Annotated in this window: 18 protein-coding genes and 1 riboswitch; of the genes, 12 read left to right on the top strand and 6 right to left on the bottom strand. The window is 46.6% G+C overall.

The window, feature by feature from the left end:
• Positions 1 to 464: 464 nt before the first annotated feature.
• The 6 genes from sdaAB (at position 465) to AC1DVJ_RS00450 (ending at position 8,841) form a co-directional block, all read left to right on the top strand.
• Entirely contained in the window at positions 465 to 1,145 is a 681-nt protein-coding gene (gene sdaAB / locus AC1DVJ_RS00475) for an L-serine ammonia-lyase, iron-sulfur-dependent subunit beta (protein ID WP_477587583.1), read from the top strand.
• Positions 1,142 to 2,026, top strand: a complete 885-nt coding sequence (gene sdaAA / locus AC1DVJ_RS00470) for an L-serine ammonia-lyase, iron-sulfur-dependent, subunit alpha (protein WP_477587582.1) — start codon at positions 1,142 to 1,144, stop codon at positions 2,024 to 2,026. Before sdaAB ends, sdaAA begins: the two co-directional genes overlap by 4 nt.
• Before the next feature lie 97 nt (positions 2,027 to 2,123).
• Complete coding sequence (locus AC1DVJ_RS00465) at positions 2,124 to 4,181, top strand: molybdopterin oxidoreductase family protein (RefSeq protein WP_477587581.1); 2,058 nt, start codon at positions 2,124 to 2,126, stop codon at positions 4,179 to 4,181.
• 53 nt (positions 4,182 to 4,234) lie between these two features.
• Positions 4,235 to 4,480, top strand: a complete 246-nt coding sequence (locus AC1DVJ_RS00460) for a hypothetical protein (RefSeq protein WP_477587580.1) — start codon at positions 4,235 to 4,237, stop codon at positions 4,478 to 4,480.
• A 182-nt stretch (positions 4,481 to 4,662) separates the two neighbouring features.
• Entirely contained in the window at positions 4,663 to 8,058 is a 3,396-nt protein-coding gene (locus AC1DVJ_RS00455; RefSeq protein ID WP_477587579.1) for a cadherin-like beta sandwich domain-containing protein, read from the top strand.
• 75 nt (positions 8,059 to 8,133) lie between these two features.
• On the top strand, positions 8,134 to 8,841 hold the full coding sequence (locus AC1DVJ_RS00450; RefSeq protein WP_477587578.1) for a DNA alkylation repair protein: 708 nt from the start codon (positions 8,134 to 8,136) through the stop codon (positions 8,839 to 8,841).
• A 73-nt stretch (positions 8,842 to 8,914) separates the two neighbouring features.
• Here AC1DVJ_RS00450 and queF read toward each other — a convergent pair whose 3' ends face one another.
• Positions 8,915 to 9,412, bottom strand: a complete 498-nt coding sequence (gene queF / locus AC1DVJ_RS00445; protein WP_477587577.1) for a preQ(1) synthase — start codon at positions 9,410 to 9,412, stop codon at positions 8,915 to 8,917.
• Positions 9,413 to 9,423: 11 nt separating this feature from the next.
• Positions 9,424 to 9,467, bottom strand: a riboswitch (PreQ1 riboswitch).
• Between the two features lie 164 nt (positions 9,468 to 9,631).
• On the opposite strand from queF, the gene thyA reads away from it, so the two are divergent.
• Positions 9,632 to 10,426 (top strand): thymidylate synthase, encoded by a 795-nt coding sequence (thyA, locus tag AC1DVJ_RS00440; protein ID WP_477587576.1) that lies wholly within the window; start codon positions 9,632 to 9,634, stop codon positions 10,424 to 10,426.
• Between the two features lie 33 nt (positions 10,427 to 10,459).
• Positions 10,460 to 10,942 carry a dihydrofolate reductase gene (locus AC1DVJ_RS00435; RefSeq protein ID WP_477587575.1) on the top strand — a complete coding sequence of 161 codons (483 nt, stop codon included), beginning with the start codon at positions 10,460 to 10,462 and terminating at the stop codon, positions 10,940 to 10,942.
• Positions 10,943 to 11,025: 83 nt separating this feature from the next.
• On the opposite strand, the gene AC1DVJ_RS00430 is transcribed toward AC1DVJ_RS00435, so the two are convergent.
• The 3 genes from AC1DVJ_RS00430 to AC1DVJ_RS00420 form a co-directional block, all read right to left on the bottom strand.
• A complete protein-coding gene (locus AC1DVJ_RS00430; RefSeq protein ID WP_477587574.1) occupies positions 11,026 to 11,652 on the bottom strand; it encodes a YcnI family protein in 627 nt (208 codons plus the stop codon).
• A gap of 107 nt (positions 11,653 to 11,759) precedes the next feature.
• Positions 11,760 to 12,422, bottom strand: a complete 663-nt coding sequence (locus AC1DVJ_RS00425; RefSeq protein WP_477587573.1) for a response regulator — start codon at positions 12,420 to 12,422, stop codon at positions 11,760 to 11,762.
• Entirely contained in the window at positions 12,422 to 13,231 is an 810-nt protein-coding gene (locus tag AC1DVJ_RS00420; RefSeq protein ID WP_477587572.1) for a sensor histidine kinase, read from the bottom strand. Before AC1DVJ_RS00420 ends, AC1DVJ_RS00425 begins: the two co-directional genes overlap by 1 nt.
• Before the next feature lie 204 nt (positions 13,232 to 13,435).
• Here AC1DVJ_RS00420 and AC1DVJ_RS00415 point away from each other — a divergent pair, with 204 nt between their 5' ends.
• From AC1DVJ_RS00415 to phnE, 3 genes are all read left to right on the top strand, one after another.
• The gene (locus AC1DVJ_RS00415) at positions 13,436 to 14,467 is read left to right on the top strand and encodes a HoxN/HupN/NixA family nickel/cobalt transporter (RefSeq protein ID WP_477587571.1); all 1,032 of its coding nucleotides are present in this window, start codon (positions 13,436 to 13,438) and stop codon (positions 14,465 to 14,467) included.
• A 167-nt stretch (positions 14,468 to 14,634) separates the two neighbouring features.
• On the top strand, positions 14,635 to 15,408 hold the full coding sequence (phnC, locus tag AC1DVJ_RS00410) for a phosphonate ABC transporter ATP-binding protein (protein ID WP_477587570.1): 774 nt from the start codon (positions 14,635 to 14,637) through the stop codon (positions 15,406 to 15,408).
• The gene (phnE, locus tag AC1DVJ_RS00405) at positions 15,405 to 16,979 is read left to right on the top strand and encodes a phosphonate ABC transporter, permease protein PhnE (RefSeq protein WP_477587569.1); all 1,575 of its coding nucleotides are present in this window, start codon (positions 15,405 to 15,407) and stop codon (positions 16,977 to 16,979) included. The genes phnC and phnE overlap by 4 nt, the downstream gene beginning before the upstream one ends.
• Positions 16,980 to 17,063: 84 nt before the next feature.
• On the opposite strand, the gene AC1DVJ_RS00400 is transcribed toward phnE, so the two are convergent.
• Complete coding sequence (locus tag AC1DVJ_RS00400; protein ID WP_477587568.1) at positions 17,064 to 17,315, bottom strand: hypothetical protein; 252 nt, start codon at positions 17,313 to 17,315, stop codon at positions 17,064 to 17,066.
• Positions 17,316 to 17,537: 222 nt separating this feature from the next.
• Positions 17,538 to 18,503, bottom strand: a complete 966-nt coding sequence (locus AC1DVJ_RS00395) for a phosphate/phosphite/phosphonate ABC transporter substrate-binding protein (RefSeq protein WP_477587567.1) — start codon at positions 18,501 to 18,503, stop codon at positions 17,538 to 17,540.
• A 150-nt stretch (positions 18,504 to 18,653) separates the two neighbouring features.
• Between AC1DVJ_RS00395 and AC1DVJ_RS00390 the strand changes: the two genes are divergently transcribed.
• Positions 18,654 to 20,249 (top strand): bifunctional metallophosphatase/5'-nucleotidase, encoded by a 1,596-nt coding sequence (locus tag AC1DVJ_RS00390; RefSeq protein ID WP_477587566.1) that lies wholly within the window; start codon positions 18,654 to 18,656, stop codon positions 20,247 to 20,249.
• Positions 20,250 to 20,301 lie beyond the last annotated feature (52 nt).

The raw sequence follows: 20,301 nt of genomic DNA, 5'->3' as shown, positions 1-20,301 counted from the left end.
ATGCGAATCGCTAACGAATGGCGTTTGCTGAGGTTGAGGTGTACTAATGTGTTAGAGATGACCACGTTAGCCTAGGGCTGATGTGGTTGTTTTTTTGTGTTGATGGGTGACGCGCACCCCGCCCCCGCTAACGGACACAGAAGCCTCTATTCGCTGGAAAGTAGGCAGTAATGGGTCATCTTTGCCACTATAACGACTGTCGTGTCCGTTAGATTCAGAAAAGAGATAATATGGCTGAAATAACGTCCGTCATGTCCGTTAGGCGAGATAATCTTCTGATCATCACCTGCCGAGAATCAATAAAGTGGCAGCAATCGTTTTGATAAATACGTCAATTCACTGGTGCACCAAAATAACCCAAACGTCGGTTCTTTTCGTCAATTTAAAGTCTTGTCTTTTATATGTCCCCTTTCATACAATAGGATAAGATAGTAAGTAAGACCTTAGGATTGGAGCGCTGTGTGATGCGTTTTAAAGATGTGTTTTCCATCATTGGTCCCTCGATGATCGGTCCCTCCTCCTCGCATACGGCTGGTGCGATTCGTTTGGGCCGCGTGGCAAGGCAGCTGCTGGGCGAACTGCCGCTCAAAGCAGAGATCACGCTTTATGGCTCATTCGCGGATACGTATCGCGGGCATGGCACGGATCTTGCACTAATTGGCGGGATTTTGGATTTTGAAACGGATGATCCACGTATTCCGGGGGCGGCCGAAGAAGCGGAAGCGTTAGGCGTAGCTGTCGTTTTTCATATTAGTAAAGATAAAGCCGATCATCCGAATACGGTAGGCATTGTACTTATCTCAGAAAAGCACCAAATTAGCATGAAAGGCGCATCCATCGGAGGTGGCAATATAGAAGTTATTAGTGTGGATCAATTCGACGTGAAATTTACCGCGAATTATCCGACATTAGTCATTTCACATCATGATCGTCCAGGGATGATCGCAGATATTACGACGCTGTTAGGCAGCAACCAAATTAATATAGGATTCATGGATTTGGACCGGAAGGGGCGCCATCAAGAAGCGATGACGGTCATTGAAACGGATGCAGCCATCTCACACTCATTGGTCGAACAACTACTAAAGTTAAGTATGATCACCGACGTTAAAATAGTGGATCTTGCGGAAAGAGGCGACGAATGAGATTCCGGACATTAAAACAACTAGCCGATCTGTGTACGTTGGAAGGCTTAACTATTGCGGAAGTCATGCTGGCAGATCAGAGCCATGAGTCAGGGAAGCCGCCCGAGTATGTGTTTGATAAAATGCGCGCCTATTATCAGATTATGAAAGAGGCCGTGACCAAAGGCCTGACTGAGGACACGACTTCCCGGAGCGGGTTAACGGGGAAGGATGCGCAACGTGTGGCGAGCTATTTAACAACGACCGAAGCTTCGCTCGGTGAAGAGGCTTGCAAAGCGATGGCCTATGCGCTTGCGGTCTCGGAAGTCAACGCCTCGATGGGGCGAATCATCGCCACGCCAACAGCGGGCTCATGCGGGATTATCCCAGGTGTGTTCATTAGCTCTCAGCAGCGTTTTGGCTGGGAAGATGACCACTTGGTAAATGGCCTCCTCTGTGCAGGCGCGATCGGGTATGTGATCGCCAACAATTCATTTGTCTCTGGCGCGGAAGGCGGATGCCAAGCAGAAGTCGGTTCTGCCATCGGAATGGCGGCAGGCGCACTTGTCGAGCTGCGCGGCGGCACACCAGAGCAAGCGATGCATGCCGTAGGACTTGCACTGAAGAACACATTGGGACTCATCTGCGATCCAGTCGGCGGGTTGGTCGAAATCCCGTGCATCGTACGCAACGGATTCGGTGCCGTGAACGCCATGGCTGCAGCCGATATGGCATTGGCCGGAGTCAGATCGGTCATCCCTTCGGACGAGGTCGTCCAAGTGATGTACGAAGTGGGGACAGCGATGCCTGAGAAGCATCGGGAAACGGCCAAAGGCGGCTTAGCTCAGACGCCGACAGGGCGAAAAATTATGAAGGAACTGAACCTAGGGAGAAAAAAATAACTGAGAAGTCTGTGGGAGTATCCGCAGGCTTTTTGTTTTAAATTCCCTTCATTTCGGTATATAGTAGATGTATTGAAGGTGAAAGGAAGAACACATCATGCGTACATCGTTGACAACAACAATGACCGAAAAACAACAAGGTATCTTTCCAGCTGTCTGTCCTCTGGACTGTCCAGATCAATGCGGCTTGCTGCTTCATAAAGAAGACGGGAAGATTGTGAAAATAGAAGGAGACCCTGATCACCCCGTGACGCAGGGGGCTATTTGTAACAAAGTTCGCAACATGACAGCACGTATTTACGATGATAAAAGACTGCAGTACCCGATGAAACGCATCGGCCCCAAGGGTGAATGGAGCTCTTTCCAGCGGATTACCTGGGAAGAGGCACTAGACACCATCACCCATCGCTGGAAGGAACTGATTGCCACGAAAGGTCCAGAATCTATCTTGCCTTATAGCTTTTACGGCAACATGGGGCGGATTGGAACGGAAGGCATGGATCGCCGCTTCTTCCATCGCATGGGAGCGAGCCGTCTGATGTACTCGATCTGCGAATCAGCGGGCACCGTGGGCTACAAATATACGATGGGCGGCAGCTATGGGACCGATCCGGAAGATACGGTGCATGCGAAGCTGATCATCATGTGGGGCATCAACGCGGTCAGCACGAATATGCATCAGGTGATGCTGGCCGAGAAAGCCCGCAAAAATGGCGCGCAAATCATCGTCATTGATGTGCATAAAAACCAAACAGGCCGCTGGGCGGACTGGTTCATTCCTATTTTGCCTGGAACGGACGCAGCTCTGGCACTTGGCATTATGCATATTCTATTTGCAGAGAATCTAACGGATGAGGCTTTCCTACAGCAATATGCCATCGGGCATGAGGAACTTAGGGAGCATGTCAAGCAGTATGACCCTACTCGCGTATCTGAGATTACAGGCGTACCCGTTGAGGATATCTATCGCCTCGCTCGTTTATATGGTGAGACTTCACCATCCTTTATTCGCATAGGGAATGGCATTCAGCATCACGATAACGGCGGCATGTGTGTGCGGACGATCGCTTGCTTGCCGGCGCTTACGGGCCAATGGCTGCATCAAGGCGGCGGCGCGATCAAAGGGAATGGCGCCCACTTGGAGCATAACATAGCGGCGTTACAGCGGCCTGATCTGCGTTCGAAGGAAGCGCGTCAAATCAATATGAACCTGCTTGGCAGCGCCTTGCTAGAGCTAGATCCGCCTATCCATGCGCTATACGTATACAATTCCAACCCCGCGTTGGTCGCTCCCCATGCGAATAAAGTGGAAGAGGGGCTCCTGCGTGAAGACCTATTCACCGTTGTGCATGATCTGTTCCTGACAGAGACCGCTAAATATGCAGATATTGTGCTGCCAGCGACGTCCTCTTTTGAAAATACAGACTTTTATCGCTCGTATTGGCACCACTATGTTCATCTCCAACTCCCTGTCATCCTGCCCTATGGCGAAAGTAAAGCGAATGTGGATGTATTCCGGCTGCTCGCCGAGAAGATGGGCTACGAGGATGAAGGTCTGCGTGACAGTGATGAGGACATGATTCGTCAGGCTTTGAACAATCCTAGCAATCCTGCTTTAGCTGACATATCGTTCGATGCCTTGTTGGATTCCGGATTCATGAAGGCAGAGATCTTGCCCTTATTTCCTGGGAAGCTGCGGACGCCAAGCGGCAAAATCGAACTGTATTCGGCCGAAATGGCGAGTAATGGCTTTCCAGCGCTTCCGACTTATGAACCGCTTGCCGAAGACAGCGATTTACCTTTTATGTTCATTCCGGCACCGAATCATAACTTTTTGAATTCAACCTTTGCGCATAATGAGAAGCATGTCCGAATGGAGAAAATACCGAAGCTGCATATGCATGAAGACGATGCCTCGGCTTTAGGCTTGGCGAGTGGCGATGTCGCACGTGTATGGAACGAGCGCGGCGAGTGCGAGCTGGTCGTTACTGCAGGTCGCGATGTGCAAAGCGGCGTTGTTGTTAGCCAAGGGCTTTGGGCCGATGCGCCCGGAAGCAAAACCCGCGTGAATGCATTAACGCCAGACCGCGTAGCGGATATGGGCGGAGGGGCTACCTTTTTCTCAGGACGTGTAGGCGTAGAAAGGTTGAAGTGAGCTTGAACCTTTGGGCGCTTGGCGGCATACGGTACATCAGGAGTTGATGACTTATGCCCATTCAGCAAAAAGCTTACGCCTTAATCGGAAAGCCCGTCGGTATTTCCCTGATGGATGGTACTGGTGTATCTGGCATTCTATGCAGTGTACAAGGCGGTTCTATCTACGTAATTGAATATTTATACCATACGCAATTTGCTACCAAACATTATACGTCCAATCAAGTGAGAGATATAATGCCATACCCGCAATGCCCGCAGCCATATCCGCCTGTGTATCAAACGCAGCCGTTGTACTAAATGATTGTGGAAGATAAATTAGTAAACCGATCCTTCTGGGATCGGTTTTTTTCTATGAAATCCTAATTTTGTCACTCCTTGACCTAAATAAATGACAATTAAATCGAGTGGAAAGCGAGTATCATTATTTTTGTATACGCTTACAATATGTCGAAATTTTAAGGATAAGGAGTTTTGCTGCAATGAAATTTCATTTTGTACAAAGAAAGCTTGCGATTGTGCTCATGTTTACAATGATATGGTCTCTACTCCTGCCCGTAGCAGGGATGGCGGCAGATGTTGAGGTCGTCGTAAATGCACTTCCTCCGTCAGCTGATGCTGCGATCCAGTGGAAGAGTGGAGATACCGCTGTACCACCACTGGCAGATACGAACTATGATAAAAAGAATGGATCTACGGATGGGCTATTTAGCATCTCTTCAACGAGTACGCAAAAGAAACAGATGTATATGAAGTTTGATGTGACAGCTGCTTCAGATCCAAGCTATAAATTTATTTTGCAAGTATCTGCTAAACTAGGAAGCAGCCTGACCACAGCGGATTTGCAAGTTTTCGGTCTTACCGATAATTCGTGGCAGGAAAATACATTTACATGGAACAATGCCACTGCCCTTCAAAAAGATCTATCACAAATGGAACAAGTAGGTCAATTTACGATTACCACCTTAAATGGAGCAAAACCGATTTATCACGATATCGATGTTTCCGATTATGTGAGACGTCATTTAGCGGATGGGGTAGTGACGTTTGTAGTCGCTGATTCGTTGTTAACCGGGAAATCCGTTAACTTCTATTCCAAAGATAATACCTCCGTTTCTAATCCAGAAACGCAGCTTCTTGTGAAGCGAGTCGTACAAAGTGACAGCACGCCACCACAATGGTCCCCCGATGCTGCGCTAAAGTCGATCAATCTCGGAACAGATTTTGTCCAACTAGCTTGGCCAGCGGCAGCAGATGATAGCTCCGTTGCAACGTATACCATCTACCAAAATGATGTGCTTACAGCTACGGTTGCGGGAAGTACTACGACTTATACAGCTCAAGGCTTGTCTCCGAATACAAGTGTATCCTATGCGGTCTATGCGATAGACGTTGCCAGCAATGTTTCCACGCAGCCGTTAATCTACAACACGACAACTTTGTCAGCACCCGTTACGCCGATTCCAGTCGTCGAGGTTAACGCGAGCAGCAGCGATGGGAATGTAGAAAGCAACACGCTAGATAATAACTTATTTAGTCGCTGGTCAGCCTCGGGTGATGGTCAGTATGTGATGTTTGATTTAGGGGAAACCAAACGAATTGGGTATGTAGGCATTGCCTTTTATAAAGGTGACCTACGTTCTACGCGACTAGATATTGAAACATCTAATGATGCTATAGCATGGACAAACGTGTTTAGTGGAAGCAGTCGCGCGACCACAGCGAATATGCAAGCTTTTGATATCCCAGATACGGACGCTCGTTTCGTACGCATCATTGGACATGGAAATTCAGATGGCAGCACGTTTACCAGCTTAACGGATGTCATGATCTATGCACCCTATGTTACGGGTGATACGCCAGTTGCCATTGTTCCGAATATTACACCTGCACCACCTGCGGGGACAGTTCCTTTCACCAAAGCAGGATTAACGAATCCAGATGGCACTGTACATGAACTGCATACACCGAATCCTGTCACTGGTGCAACAATTGATGTAACCAGTTATGGTGTTGACCTTGCAGATAATGCGAATGATGACCGTGTTGCTATTCAAAATGCTATAAATGCCGCTTCACCGGGAGATGAAGTCTATCTGCCCAACGGCGTGTATAACTTAATCACTTCGCCTGATGGATTTGTGAATTTGAAGCTGAAGTCCGGCGTAAATCTACGCGGTGAAAGTGAAGCTAGCACTATATTGAAGTCAAGCATCGATGATATTAAAAATAGCTCCGTTGTGAAGTCATCGAGTCAACACGATATTAAGGTGTCTAACTTGACGATCACCTCCACTTGGAATCGCAACTTTTCATTAGAGCATGCGACGAACAATCCCGATGCGGGCGGTCCTGATAGCAGCATTGCTGTAGCCAACTATGGCGAGATCCCATCCTTTAATGTGACGATTGATCATGTTACCGTGGAACGTTTTAGACGTATGGCGATTCGCATTGAGAACAGTCATGATGTAATCGTTCGCCATAGTACCTTCCGTAATGCCACAGATCTAGGTGGAGGCGGAGCAGGTTATGGAACTTCCATTCAAGGGATGCCGAAGGTAGACCGACTTGGTTTCGCCAATGATACGTATTGGAATGTTGTGGAAGACTCCACGTTTGAAGGACCTTATTTACGACATGGTTCCCTTATTCAAAATGTGGCACACAATAATGTTCTGCGTAACAATCATTATATGAATACCAAATTAGATTCCATCGATCTCCACGGCGAGTTGGAATACTTAAATGATGTGTATGGCAACACCATCGAGAATATTTTGACTGGCGGCGGCGTAGGCCTTGGGAATACAGGGGGGACTGCTCCATCTAATCATAGTAAATCGGGCCCGAATAATCATATTCATGACAATGTGATCCGTAATTCGCGTGAAGGCATTGTTGTTACGATGGGTACACCAGATACCTTGATTGAGAACAATATCATTGAAAACACAACATCGGTCGATAATGCGGTGGGAATCAATATTTTGAATGGACCAGGAACTCGTATTGTGAATAACACAATTCGAAATAATACGGCGACGAATTACTGGGGAATTTTGCTCGAACATGATAGAGGTGATCAAAATGCTAACTTTATCGGAGCGGGTGACCCACAAAACGTACAAATTGAAGGTAATGTGGTAACCGGAAATACAAATGGCATTCAACTGCAAGCAGGTACAAACATTCTTGTTAGTAAAAATATTTTGAACAATATTGGCATGAATTATGATAGGGCTGCTGGCGTTACGGCTACGGAGGTATGGCCTTCGACGGACAATACCTTAAGTGGTTTAGCGGTTAGCTCTGGCACCTTAAGCCCAATGTTTGACCCAGCAGTGGCGGAATATTCGTTATCCGTGCCTAAAACAACGAGCGAAATGATCATTACGCCAATAACCTCTGACATTGGAGCTAATGTGACGGTAAACGGAGCACCTCTAATTAGCGGCTCGGCTTCCAGTGCCATTCAACTACAAGTTGGTGAAAATGTCATTGAAATTGTAGTTACCGCAGAAGATACTTCAGCGAAAACATATCGACTAACGGTAACACGGCTATTATCCGACAATGCGAATTTAAGCGACCTAACGATCAGCTCGGGTACGTTAACTCCTGCATTTGATCCGTTGCTAACCAACTATACAGTCAATGTGCCTACGGAGGATTCTAAAATCCAAGTCACACCGATCACATCGGATAGTTTAGCTACAGTGACCGTTAACGGAGCGTCTGTAGCAAGTGGCGCGGCTTCTGACACGATTAAACTGCATCCAGGTGTTAATGTGATTGACATTGTAGTTACCGCAGAAGATTCCACATCGAAGACATATCAATTGACGGTCATGCGGGGCAAGGACAAACATAATTAACCCGTATCATCCATTTCACAGAGCAAAGTGCCTTATGATACAATAAGCAAAAATGGATGGTAAGCGGGTGGCTTTATGACCTTAGATGAAGTGCTGGCACGACTGGAAGAGTTAGGCAGTGAACAAACGAAGAACACGTTAATTCGACATGGTGCACAGGATCCTTTTTTCGGTGTTAAAATTGGGGATATGAAGAAGCTGGTCAAAGTTGTGAAAAAAGATCGCGAGCTCGCGTTGGCCCTGTATGAAACCGGGAATACGGATGCCATGTACCTAGCAGGACTGTCGATCGACCCGAAATCCATGTCGAAGCAGGAGCTGGAAGACTGGGCGAAGCACGCGTACTGGTACATGTTGGCTGAATGCTCGGTTGCGGGGGTAGTTGCCGAAAGCCGTTACGCTTTGGAATTAGCGAGAGAGTGGCTGCACGACCCAGATGAAATGTTGGCTGCCTGCGGCTGGAGCACCTATACGAATTACATCTCGATCACGCCGGACGAAAAGCTTGATTTAGCAGAGATCACTGAGCTGCTAGAACAGATCCGAACAACGATTCATCAGGAACGCAACCGTGTTCGTTATGTGATGAATAGCTTTGTGATTACCGTTGGCGCCTATTGCTTCCCGTTATTTGATACCGCGATAGAAGTAGCCGAGGAGATCGGCAAGGTACACGTGGATGTCGGGCAAACTGCTTGTAAGGTACCACTTGCGACAGATTACATTCAGAAAATCGAGAGCATGGGGCGAATAGGCAAGAAAAAGACGACGTGTATCTGCTGATTGTATGAAAAAAAGCTTGGTCAAGCCCAGTTCACTGCTGGGGATTGACCAAGCTTTTCACATTTCTACGATCCTAACGGTTATCAATCTTCTCTGGATACAGATCATGATTCATCAAGCGATGCTCAGCCATAGCTTCGTACTTCGTACCTGGTTGGCCCCAGTTACAGTACGGGTCAATAGAGATGCCGCCGCGAGGCGTGAACTTGCCCCATACCTCGATATATCGTGGATTCATCAAATCGATGAGATCATTCATGATGATATTGACACAATCCTCGTGGAAATCACCGTGATTGCGGAAGCTGAATAGGTAAAGCTTCAGGGATTTGCTCTCCACCATTTTGACCGTAGGAATGTACGAAATGTAGAGTGTGGCGAAATCCGGTTGTCCCGTTACAGGACATAGGCTAGTGAACTCAGGGAAGTTAAATTTGACGAAATAAGCCCGGTCCGGGTGTTTATTATCAAATGCTTCTAAGAGCGTAGGGTCATAGTTAAACACATACTTCGTGCCTTGATTGCCTAATAGGGTAATCTCTTTCAAATCTTCATTACTTCTGCCTGCCATGGGTAAATCCTCATTTCATAGTTTTTTAGAGAGGGAGTTTGCGAACCTCTTCTTTCTAAAAAAATGTATCATACTCTACAGGAAAAAGCACCTTGAAACAAGGTGCCAATTATTACAGTTCAGTGGATTTTGGAATGAATTGTCGAAGTGGATGTTCAATAAGGATGATAATGTTTATAATAGAAAAATATACTCGAAAGCGTGGGGAATGATTGAATTATGAAAGCTTATTTAGAATTGCTAAAGGATGTTTTAGATAATGGTGTAGAGAAGGGTGATCGCACCGGTACAGGAACAATTTCTACTTTTGGACGTCAAATGCGAATCAATCTGCAAGAAGGTTTTCCTCTTTTAACAACGAAGAAATTGCATATCAAGTCCATTGTTCATGAACTATTGTGGTTCTTGAGCGGGAGCACGAATGTCCAATATTTACGCGAGAATGGTGTTACGATTTGGGACGAGTGGGCAGATGAAGAGGGGAACCTTGGCCGCGTATACGGTGCACAGTGGCGTACATGGCTTGCGCCGAACGGGCAGGTAATCGATCAAATCGAGAAGCTGATTCATCAAATCAAAACGAATCCTGATTCACGCAGACACTTGGTCAGTGCATGGAACCCCGCGGAAGTGGATCACATGGCGTTGCCGCCGTGCCATTATGCGTTTCAATTCTATGTAGCAAATGGCCGATTATCATGTATGTTTCAAATGAGATCTGTCGATACGTTCCTAGGTCTGCCGTTTAATCTCGCGTCGTATGCCCTCTTAACGCATATGATCGCGGAGCAGTGCGATCTGGAAGTTGGGGATCTGATCTGGAACGGCGGCGATGTGCATATTTATCAGAATCACATTGAACAAGTGAATAAGCAGCTTCTCAGGGAACCACAGGCGTTGCCGACCCTTCAGATTAAAAGGAAGCCAGCTTCCATTTTCGAGTACCAATTCGATGATTTTGAATTTCTTAACTACACGCCACAGCCGGGCATTAAGGCGCCAATTGCGATTTAAGGAAGTTATTGTAACGAAAGGAGTGTTCGCCGTATGAGTATCTCATTCATTTTTGCCATGGATCGTAACCGAGCCATTGGCGTTAATAATAAGCTGCCGTGGCACTTGCCAGGGGATCTGAAATTTTTCAAAAACGTGACGATGGGTCATCCCATCCTGATGGGCCGCAAAACCTACGAATCCATCGGCAAGCCGCTTCCCGGAAGACGCAATGTCATTCTTACGCAAAATACGGAGTTCCACGCAGAAGGCTGTGAAGTCCTTCATTCGGTGGATGAAGCGCAAGCCGCTTTCCGTGATCAGGAGTTGTTCGTGATCGGCGGTGCGGAAGTATTCAAGCTCTTTGCCGCCAGCGTGACTCGTATGTACATCACTTTCATCGAGCATGAGTTCGAGGCAGACACTTTTATGTCTGACTTGGATTTGTCCGCATGGACGTTGGTGTCGAGTGAGCAAGGTGAGCGTAACGAGAAGAATCCATACGAGTATTATTTCCGGATATACGAGCGGAATTAGTTAGTTTGACTACGAGTAAAGCCCTGGGCTATCTGCATCTTGCAGATGGCTCAGGGCTTTTTGGTTTATTGCATGAACGTCATTTATCTGCGTTTTCTTGTCAATGATACGATCAAAGCTAACGCGCCAAGCACCACGCCAGCGATGGATAGATAAAGCGAGGTGTCGGAATCAGAATCCGTAGCATCCGCCGCGCCAGCTGTCACATTCCCATGGCTATCCGTTGTAGCACCAGCCGCTGCTTTGGCTTTAACGGTTGTCACAGAAGCGGGCTTGTCTGAACCAGCTGCGCCAACCCATTCCACGACAGTGCCGTCCTTGTAGGTCTGGTAGGCTTTCCAGATGATTTGAGAAGCGGTATCAGCCACTTTACCCTGCATGCTGAAATCACCAAACTCAGTTGCTCCTAGTCCATCACCAGTTGCTGTCCAAATGACGCCTGCAATTTTGCCCGCGGCATCCTTCGTGATCTCATACTTCCAACCAGCTTTAGGCTCGAAGCGAGAAACAGCCACTGAATCCAGAGGGAACTTGACTTCAACCTTCATCGTTGCGCTTTCCTTCTCAGACGGTACACGAACGGTAAATACTTCATAGCTGCCCTGTGTGGCTTCTTTCGGATATACAACGACGTGAGCACTTGCGATTCCCACGAGGAGCATGGATGCGATCATCATCGAGCTTGCGGTTAACATTAGCTTTTTAAACATGGAATAATATTCCCCTTTCAATATCAACTCTTACCATGTTGTCCATCTTACCTGATAGACAAGCATAAAAGTATGACTCGAGTGGGCTATCTTTTCGACTAGTTATGTCATTTTCGTGTCAACCCGTGCTTAATCGCGAAAGCGGTGAGCTGGACGCGATTCTCCAGAGATAGTTTCACCAGAATATTTTTCATGTGATTTTTAACGGTATGCTCGGAGATGAGCAGTTTTTCGGCAATCACCCGATTATTGTCTCCTTGCGCGACATAAGCGGTAATTTCTTGTTCACGCGAAGTAAGCATATGTGGGCTTGGGCCTTCGGTGTGCGTACCTACCGGTGAGCGGAAGCGCCCGAATAGCTTGTCGGCCATCCCTCGGGCCACCTCTGAATTATCGTCGAGCAGGGCGCGCAGATAGCTAAGCCATTCCTCGGGATCCATGTTTTTGAGCAAATACCCTTGCGCGCCGAATTGCAAAGCCGTAAAGAGATCGGCGACATCATCAGATACCGTGAGCATAACAATGCGTATGGAGCCATATGCTTGTTTGATGTGTCGTGTCGCCTGTAATCCGTCCATTGGCGACATATGGATATCCATTAAGACGACGTCGGGAGCAAGCTCTCCGCAAAGTCGAATGGCATCTTCGCCCGTGCTGGCTTCTCCAACGATAAAGAAATCAGCGCATGACGCTAGCATGCTTCGTATCGCTTTGCGGGCTAATGGATGATCATCAACAATAAGAACGCGAAATGGCATAAGATCGAGCATCAGCTGATCCCCTCTCTTTCGGCTTGTACGATCAGTTCCGTGCCGAAGCCTTTCTCACTCTGAAGCTCAAGCGTTGCCCCAAGCTCGGAAGCCCGTTTCTGCATGAGGTCGATGCCGTAGGTCTTGCCCTTATCCGATGCTAAGCCCAGCTGCATGCCGCACCCGTTATCCGTAATGTGCAGCCGCCAGTGATCGTCGTCAGCTTCCAAAAGAAAGGTAGCATCTGTTGCCATAGAATGCTTGCGAATGTTCGTGAAAGCCTCCTGCATAATGCCGAACAGTTGAACTTCCTCACTTGGTGAGAAGCTGTGTTCTTTAATCCGCACGGTCTTCTGAAGTTCAATGCCTGTTACCAATCGCCAGTTCTCTAAGTAGGTATGAATGCGTTGTCCAAACGATGTTCCTTCTTCTGGCGGCGTTCGTAGATTGAAAATAGCCTGACGCAGCGAATTGTCGATCTCGGAAACAGCTGCTTTGGCTTCTTCAATATCACCTTGTCGCAGCTTCACATTAAGGAAGAAAAGCGTTTGGGCCAAATCATCATGAAGCTCTCTAGCCAACCGCTCACGTTCTTCAAAGACCGCTCTGCGGGCTTCACTGAGAAGGATTTTCTCATTACTGCGTTCAATCCTCGTAAACATCCATGATGCGAAGAGGTACGAAAGGAGCAGCGTAATCACCGTGATCGTGAAATTTCCGGCTTCCATCGTTAAATAGCGCAGTAGAAATTCATGACGAATATATTCAAAGCCACCTATAATAAAGACGGGCACCAGCACTGTAAAAAGCTTATATTTACGCATGGACATGCACGGTTCAGCTCCTTTTTGAAATAAAAAATGGGTTATGATTCATAGGATAAAATGGCTGTATGTTTGGAACGGTTTCTATTATATCAGATATCATTTAGAATTCTTCACAATTAATCAGCAGGGTACTTTTCAATTCATGCACACGTGTGCTACATTATTTATGAATCGTAACACGAATGAGGAAGGTGTGGTTGAACGAACATGTGGAAATCTTTGCTACAGGAGAGAAAAAGCTGGGCTGGATACGTTGGCTTTATTATTCTCCTACATGTGTTGGGGCTGTTCGGTTTATATTCCGTTGCCAAAACATCTCCAGCCTTTTGGGGGATTGGACTTCTGGCGTATACATTAGGCATCCGTCATGCGTTCGACGTTGATCATATTGCTGCTATTGATAACACAGTTCGGAAGCTCGTACAACAAAAGAAAAATCCGCTTGGCGTTGGGTTTTACTTTTCGCTGGGTCACTCATCTGTCGTGTTCATCATGGCGATTGTGACTGCCTTCTCCGTGACATGGGCAGAACGAGAGCTTCCTTGGATGCAGCGTTTCGGCGGTGTGATCGGCGCTTCCGTTTCAGGACTTTTCCTCGTCATCATCGGAATCATTAATTTGTTAATTCTCATTAGCTTGTATAAAATGTTTCTGAAGTTTCGCGGCGGTAAGTACGACAACAACGAGTTTGAACAGTTATTAGAGTCACGTGGCTTTATTGCACGGCTGATTAAACCGTTATTCTCGTTCATCACCAAAAGCTGGCATGTTTATCCGTTAGGCTTTCTCTTCGGTCTAGGCTTTGATACCGCAAGTGAAATCGCGTTGCTGGCGATATCCGCGCACGCGGCGAAGGATGCGATCCCGTTTATAGGCGTGATCTCACTTCCGCTCTTGTTCGCTGCTGGGATGAGCTTATTCGATACGGCTGACGGTATGTTCATGACGAAAGCGTACAAATGGGCCTTTCATACGCCAGTGCGTAAGCTTTACTACAATTTGACCGTTACAGCACTTGCGGTGGTTGCGGCATTAATCATTGGTGTGATCGAGCTCGGACAGGTGCTCTCCGAAGAATTCAGTATGGAAGGTACGTTCTGGACGTGGTTGCAGGAGATTGATTTTGGTACGTTAGGCTTTATTCTGGTTGGGATGTTCGTCATCGCCTGGATCGTTTCGATTGCCGTCTGGAAAGGCATGAGAATCGAGGAACGCTGGGGAGCAAAATACAATCCATAGAAGTTAAGGGACTCAGCGAGCGCGCTTGGGGCCCTTTTATTGTGCATGGTGAACAATGGAATATGAATTTTTTCTAAAGGCAATGCTAGAAAAAAGGATTTTTCATCTATTCGTTGAAAGTAGTCTGTCGAGCACTTCGAAATTGAGTAAAAGAAAGTAGGACGAATATGATTGAGTTTAAACATCTTTCTAAAGTTTATCCAAATGGTACTGTTGGTTTGAATGACATTAACCTTACCATACATCCAGGAGAGTTCGTAGTTATTGTAGGTTTATCGGGGGCTGGGAAGTCTACGCTGCTTCGTTCAATTAATCGTCTACATGAGACAACAAGCGGTGAAATCCTAATCGATGGGAAATCCATTACAAGAGCGAACGGCGCTCAGTTGCGTCGGATGCGTAGAGATATCGGGATGATTTTCCAAACCTTTAATCTAGTCAAAAGATCCACCGTAATTCGTAACGTCCTTTCCGGTCGCGTTGGCTACCATTCCACACTTCGCACGATGTTCGGTTTGTTCCCTAAAGCGGATATTGAGCTATCGCTCAAAGCACTGGAGAGGGTGAACATTCGGGAAAAAGCGTATTCGCGCGCCGATGAATTGTCCGGTGGTCAACAACAGCGCGTTTCCATCGCCAGGGCGCTCGCGCAAGAAGCCAAACTCATCCTGGCGGATGAGCCCGTTGCGTCACTGGATCCGCTCACTACTCGTCAGGTTATGGATGACCTGAAACGGATTAACAAGGACCTCGGCATTACAACGGTCGTTAACCTTCACTTTATCGACTTGGCTCGCGAGTACGCAACGCGCATTATCGGACTTCGTGCAGGTAAGGTCGTGTATGATGGACCTGTTGCCGATGCGACGGACGATGTGTTCTCCGAGATTTACGGCCGCGCGATCAAGAGAGATGAACTGCTGGGGGGGCAGGAGGAATGAGTGTAGCAACTGTCAAAAAGCCTCCACGCACAAAGTTTTATATGATTATCGCGATCATGGTGCTATTCTTGATCGGCAGTATTTATCAGACGGATGCCACGCTGACAAGATTAGCAACGGGTACGCCGGAGATTTTGAAATTCGTCGCAGAAATGTTCCCGCCAGACTGGCTATTCTTCGCAGACATTTGGAAGCCGATGGCACAAACGATACAAATGTCCATCCTGGGTACGATTATTGGAGCGTTATTTGCGTTCCCAATGGCGCTGTTGGCTGCTCGTAACGTAACAACATCACCATGGTTGTCCTATCCAGCTCGATTTATTATGAATTTTGTGCGTACCATTCCTGATCTGCTATATGCAGCCTTATTTGCCGTATTAGTAGGCTTTGGTCCTACAGCAGGTACGTTAGCGCTAATTTTCTTTACGTTTGGGATTATTTCAAAGCTTTCTTATGAATCAACGGAAGCCATTGACCCTGGTCCGCTTGAAGCGATGACCGCAGTTGGAGCTAATAAGCTCAAGCTAATCCGTTTCGGTGTTTTGCCACAAGTTGCGCCTACGTATCTAGCACATTTTCTGTACACGTTTGAAGTGAGCATTCGTGCTTCCGCGATTCTCGGTTTGGTTGGCGCGGGCGGTATTGGCTTATTGCTCAAAAACACACTGGATCTGTTCCGGTACGATCAGTCCTGTGCCATTGTTATTTATACGCTGCTGATCGTCGTCATCATTGATTTGGTGAGCACACGATTCCGTACGTTTTTGTTAAAAGGCAGTGCGAAGCCGATGTCTGAAACGCAAGCTAACACGTATAAAATTATTGGCTTAGTGGCTGTGATCGGTCTTCTTGTATGGGCGTTAACTGGCTTGGAATTAACAGGATTCCAACCAACTACTTGGATTCTGACCAAAGCAATGATCAATGGATTATTTCATCCTGACTGGGCATATGTCTATATTCCTGAAGGGGAAGATTTACTGCGTTCCCTCCTTGAAACCTTGTCGATTTCCTATTTAGGAAACTTCGTATCAGCCATTGTCTGCTTGCCTTTTGCTTTCTGGGCCGCGGCGAATATGAGCAAGTACCGTGCTGTTTCAGGTACTGGGAAGCTATTCCTCAGCGTCGTTCGTACGATTCCGGAAATCATTATGGCGTTGATCTTTATTAAAGCTGTCGGACCTAATGCGTATGCAGGTGTTATGGCGCTTGGATTGCACTCTGTGGGGATGTTAGGCAAGCTTTACGCCGAGGCCATAGAGAATATGGATATGGGTCCTACAGAGGCGATGACGGCCGTTGGAGCGAACTTCTGGCAGCGGATGTCGTTCGCAGTTATACCACAGGTCATTCCAGATTTCATTTCGTATACGCTGTACCGCTTCGAAATTAATGTCCGTTCTGCGACATTGCTTGGGGTCATTGGTGCTGGAGGGATCGGGACACCGTTAATCTTCGCACTGAATGCAAGGCAGTGGCCGCGTGTAGGTATTATCTTGATTGGGATTATCGTTACAGTCTCTCTCATTGACTATATCTCAGGTACTTTGCGGAAACGGATCGTATAGCAAGCAAACATACATGACAAAGAAAAAGGCATCTCCTGAAGGTCGTAGACCTTAGGAGATGCCTTTTATTCATTCAAGAGCCAGCTACTTACTGATGACCCCGCCTTGAGCAACCAAGTGGAGGATACGAGGCTCACGAAGACGATGGGAAGCTTGGTAGATAGGTTCGTCTGGACCTAAGATCTCGATTTGATCAATCAACGTGATCGGGATCATAATGTTGTTTATTTTTAAAAGCTGAAATTCTGGATAATACTGCGAAATGACTCCCTTTACTTCATCGGTGCCGCACCGAATAATAACTTCTGTTTTACGCATGATTAGCATTTCGTACATTCCGTTTTTCACCCCACAATGAGTTATGACACGACCGACTTAGTGAACGTTTGATAGTTAAAAGTAAACGATGAGCTTGGACGGGCGTGCCACATTCATAATATGCAAGGAAAGTCTGGTATAGAATGTAAAATTTAGAAGAGAAAAACCACCGCGTCATGGATGTAAGGCATCATGCTGCGGTGGTTTTGTATGTTAGTTCATCTTACTAAAGACGAAGTCTTATTTCAAGCCCATTGCTTTGTTAGCTTCACGAACGATGTTGAATTTATCATCCGTTGTAGCTACATAACCTTGGTGAGTGTAGACATCGATAATGACTTGCTTACCAGCTGGATCGCTACCAATTGCGATGAAAGCATCTTGAATTTTCTTCTTCCAAGCCGCATCCATATCGGAACGAACAGCGATCGTATCATTTGGAATTTTATCGGAGAAAGCAAGTACCTTAGTTTGTTTGAAGATATCCGGATAATCCTTCAACATGTTAGTACGAATGTCTTGGAACACCCCAACCGCATCAACTTGACCGTTAAGCAGTGCGATAACCGCTTTGTCGTGACCTTGGAATTGAATGCCTGTTACATCCTTCACAGGATCTACACCAGCATTTTTCAAAACAAGACCTGGGTAAACGTAACCAGCTGCGGAAGTAACACCTTGCCAGCCCATTTTCTTACCTTTCAAGTCAGCTACGGATTTAATTGGGGAATCTGCTTTAACAACAATCATCGATTTGTAGAAATCGACAAGCTCAGTAGTCGGCTTTCCTGTTGCATCATCTACGCCAAAACGTTGTGCTTGTACAAGAAGATCAGCTGCTTTACGATTATCGTGAGCAACAACATAGTTACTTGGTGGCAAGAAACCAACATCAACTTGTTTGGAAGACATAGCTTCGATAACGACGTTGTAATCCGTTGAAACGGAAACCTTAACCGGGATTCCTAGTTTATCTCCAAGCAATTTTTCAAGCGGCTTAGCTTTTGCTTCAAGTGTTTCAGCATTTTGGGAAGGAACGAATTGTACTCTAAGTTCTTTTGGAACGAATCCTGCAGCTGCTGCTGGAGTAGCCGTTGCCGCTGCTGTAGCTGATGCAGAAGGTTTTGTTTCTTCTTTCTTCGCGCAACCAACCAGTGCACCTGCCGCAATAACCATGGATAAACTAAGTACTGTTAATTTTTTCATCTCTTTTTGACCTCCGTTTAAATATTTTACTTTTTATCTATGTTGTACTATAACATTAACATAAGCGATATGGAAGATAGTGTGAAGTATTTGTTAAACTGACAATGCTTATGTAAAAATTTACAATTAATCAAGAATGGAGTGAATTGCTTGACGCAGGCTGAGCAACGACAAACAAGTCACATAACGATATTAGAAACAAGCGACCTCCATGGGAATATGCTTCCCATTCATTACGCAAATAATAACCCCAATGATGTGGGTTTGTCGAAAATCTCTGCATTAATTGCACAGGAACGTGCGAAGGAATCTCATGTGATTGTGATCGATAACGGAGACCTCATCCAAGGAACGCCTTTAGCTTATCACCATGCACGGTTGGATAATGAACCCATGAATCCCATGGTGCTCGGTCTTAACTATTTGAAATATGATGGGGCTGTCCTGGGGAATCATGAATTCAATTATGGCATGGATGTGCTGCAGAAAGCAGTCAAAGAATCTGATTTTCCTTGGTTATGTGCCAATATCGTGAGTGTGGAGACGGGAGAGCCCTTCTTCGGAAAGCCGTATCTGATCAAACAATCCCCAGAAGGGGTGCGTGTAGGAGTTCTTGGTTTAACAACGCCTTACATTCCGAATTGGGAAGATCCGAAACATATTCTAGGCTTGCGTTTCGAGGATCCTATTGCAGCAGCTCGTGCATGGGTACAGTTCCTCAAGGAGCAGGAGCGTGTAGACGTCGTTGTCGTTTCCTATCACGGCGGTTTTGAAAGAGATGTCGCAACGGGAGAGCCTACAGAGCCGCTCACAGGCGAGAATCAAGGTTATCAGCTGTGTATGGAGGTAGAGGGGGTCGACGTTCTACTCACAGGACATCAGCACCGAAGTATTGCTGGCGCCGAAATTAACGGTGTAACCATCGTTCAACCAGGCACAGCGGGCGTTACACTTGGGAAAGTGGACATCGTACTTGAGCAAGTGGAAGGGATCTGGACTATTGCTTCCAAGCAATCCGAGCTTTTAACTGTTGCGAATGTGGAGGCTGACAAGGTGCTGTTGGAGCAAATCAGCTCCTACGAGGCGAAGACACAATTATGGCTGGATCAGCCCATCGGTAAGCTATCGGGGGACATGCTAGTGAAAGATCCGTTGCAAATTCGAACCCAGGACAATGCACTGATTGAGTTTATTAACAAAGTCCAAATGGAGCTCTCAGGTGCCCAGATTTCTAACACCGCGTTATTCGATAACGTGTCACCAGGATTTCCGACTGACATAACCATGCGGGATATCGTCTCCAACTATATTTATCCGAACACGCTAAAGGTCATTCGAATCTCGGGTCAGGATATTAAAGATGCGTTGGAGCAGTCTGCCGAATATTTTGAAGTTTCGGAAAATGGGGGTCTTCAAGTAAGTAAGGCGTTCATGGAGCCGAAGCCTGCTCATTACAACTATGATATGTGGGAGGGAATCTCCTACACGTTGAACATTTCCCGTCCTGTCGGGAATCGGGTTGTACAGCTGGATTTTGAGGGACAACCGATTAATCTTGAAGCCTCTTTCGATGTGGTGATGAACAATTATCGCTCTGCTGGCGGGGGCAACTATGCAATGTTCCAGAATAAGCCGGTGATCAAGGATATTCCAACGGACGTAGCGGAGCTGCTGGCAGGGTATATCATGGAACGAGGTACGATCGAAGCGAGTATCAACCATAACTGGAAAGTGATTTGGGAGTAGATATTGCTGCATATAAAAAGCCTGACAAGAGCGAGAGAATCTTAGGTTCTCA

Source organism: Paenibacillus sp. P4_A9 (assembly GCF_056402415.1).
Note: the sequence above shows the minus strand (reverse complement) of the source record. Positions and strands in the feature narration are given on the sequence as shown.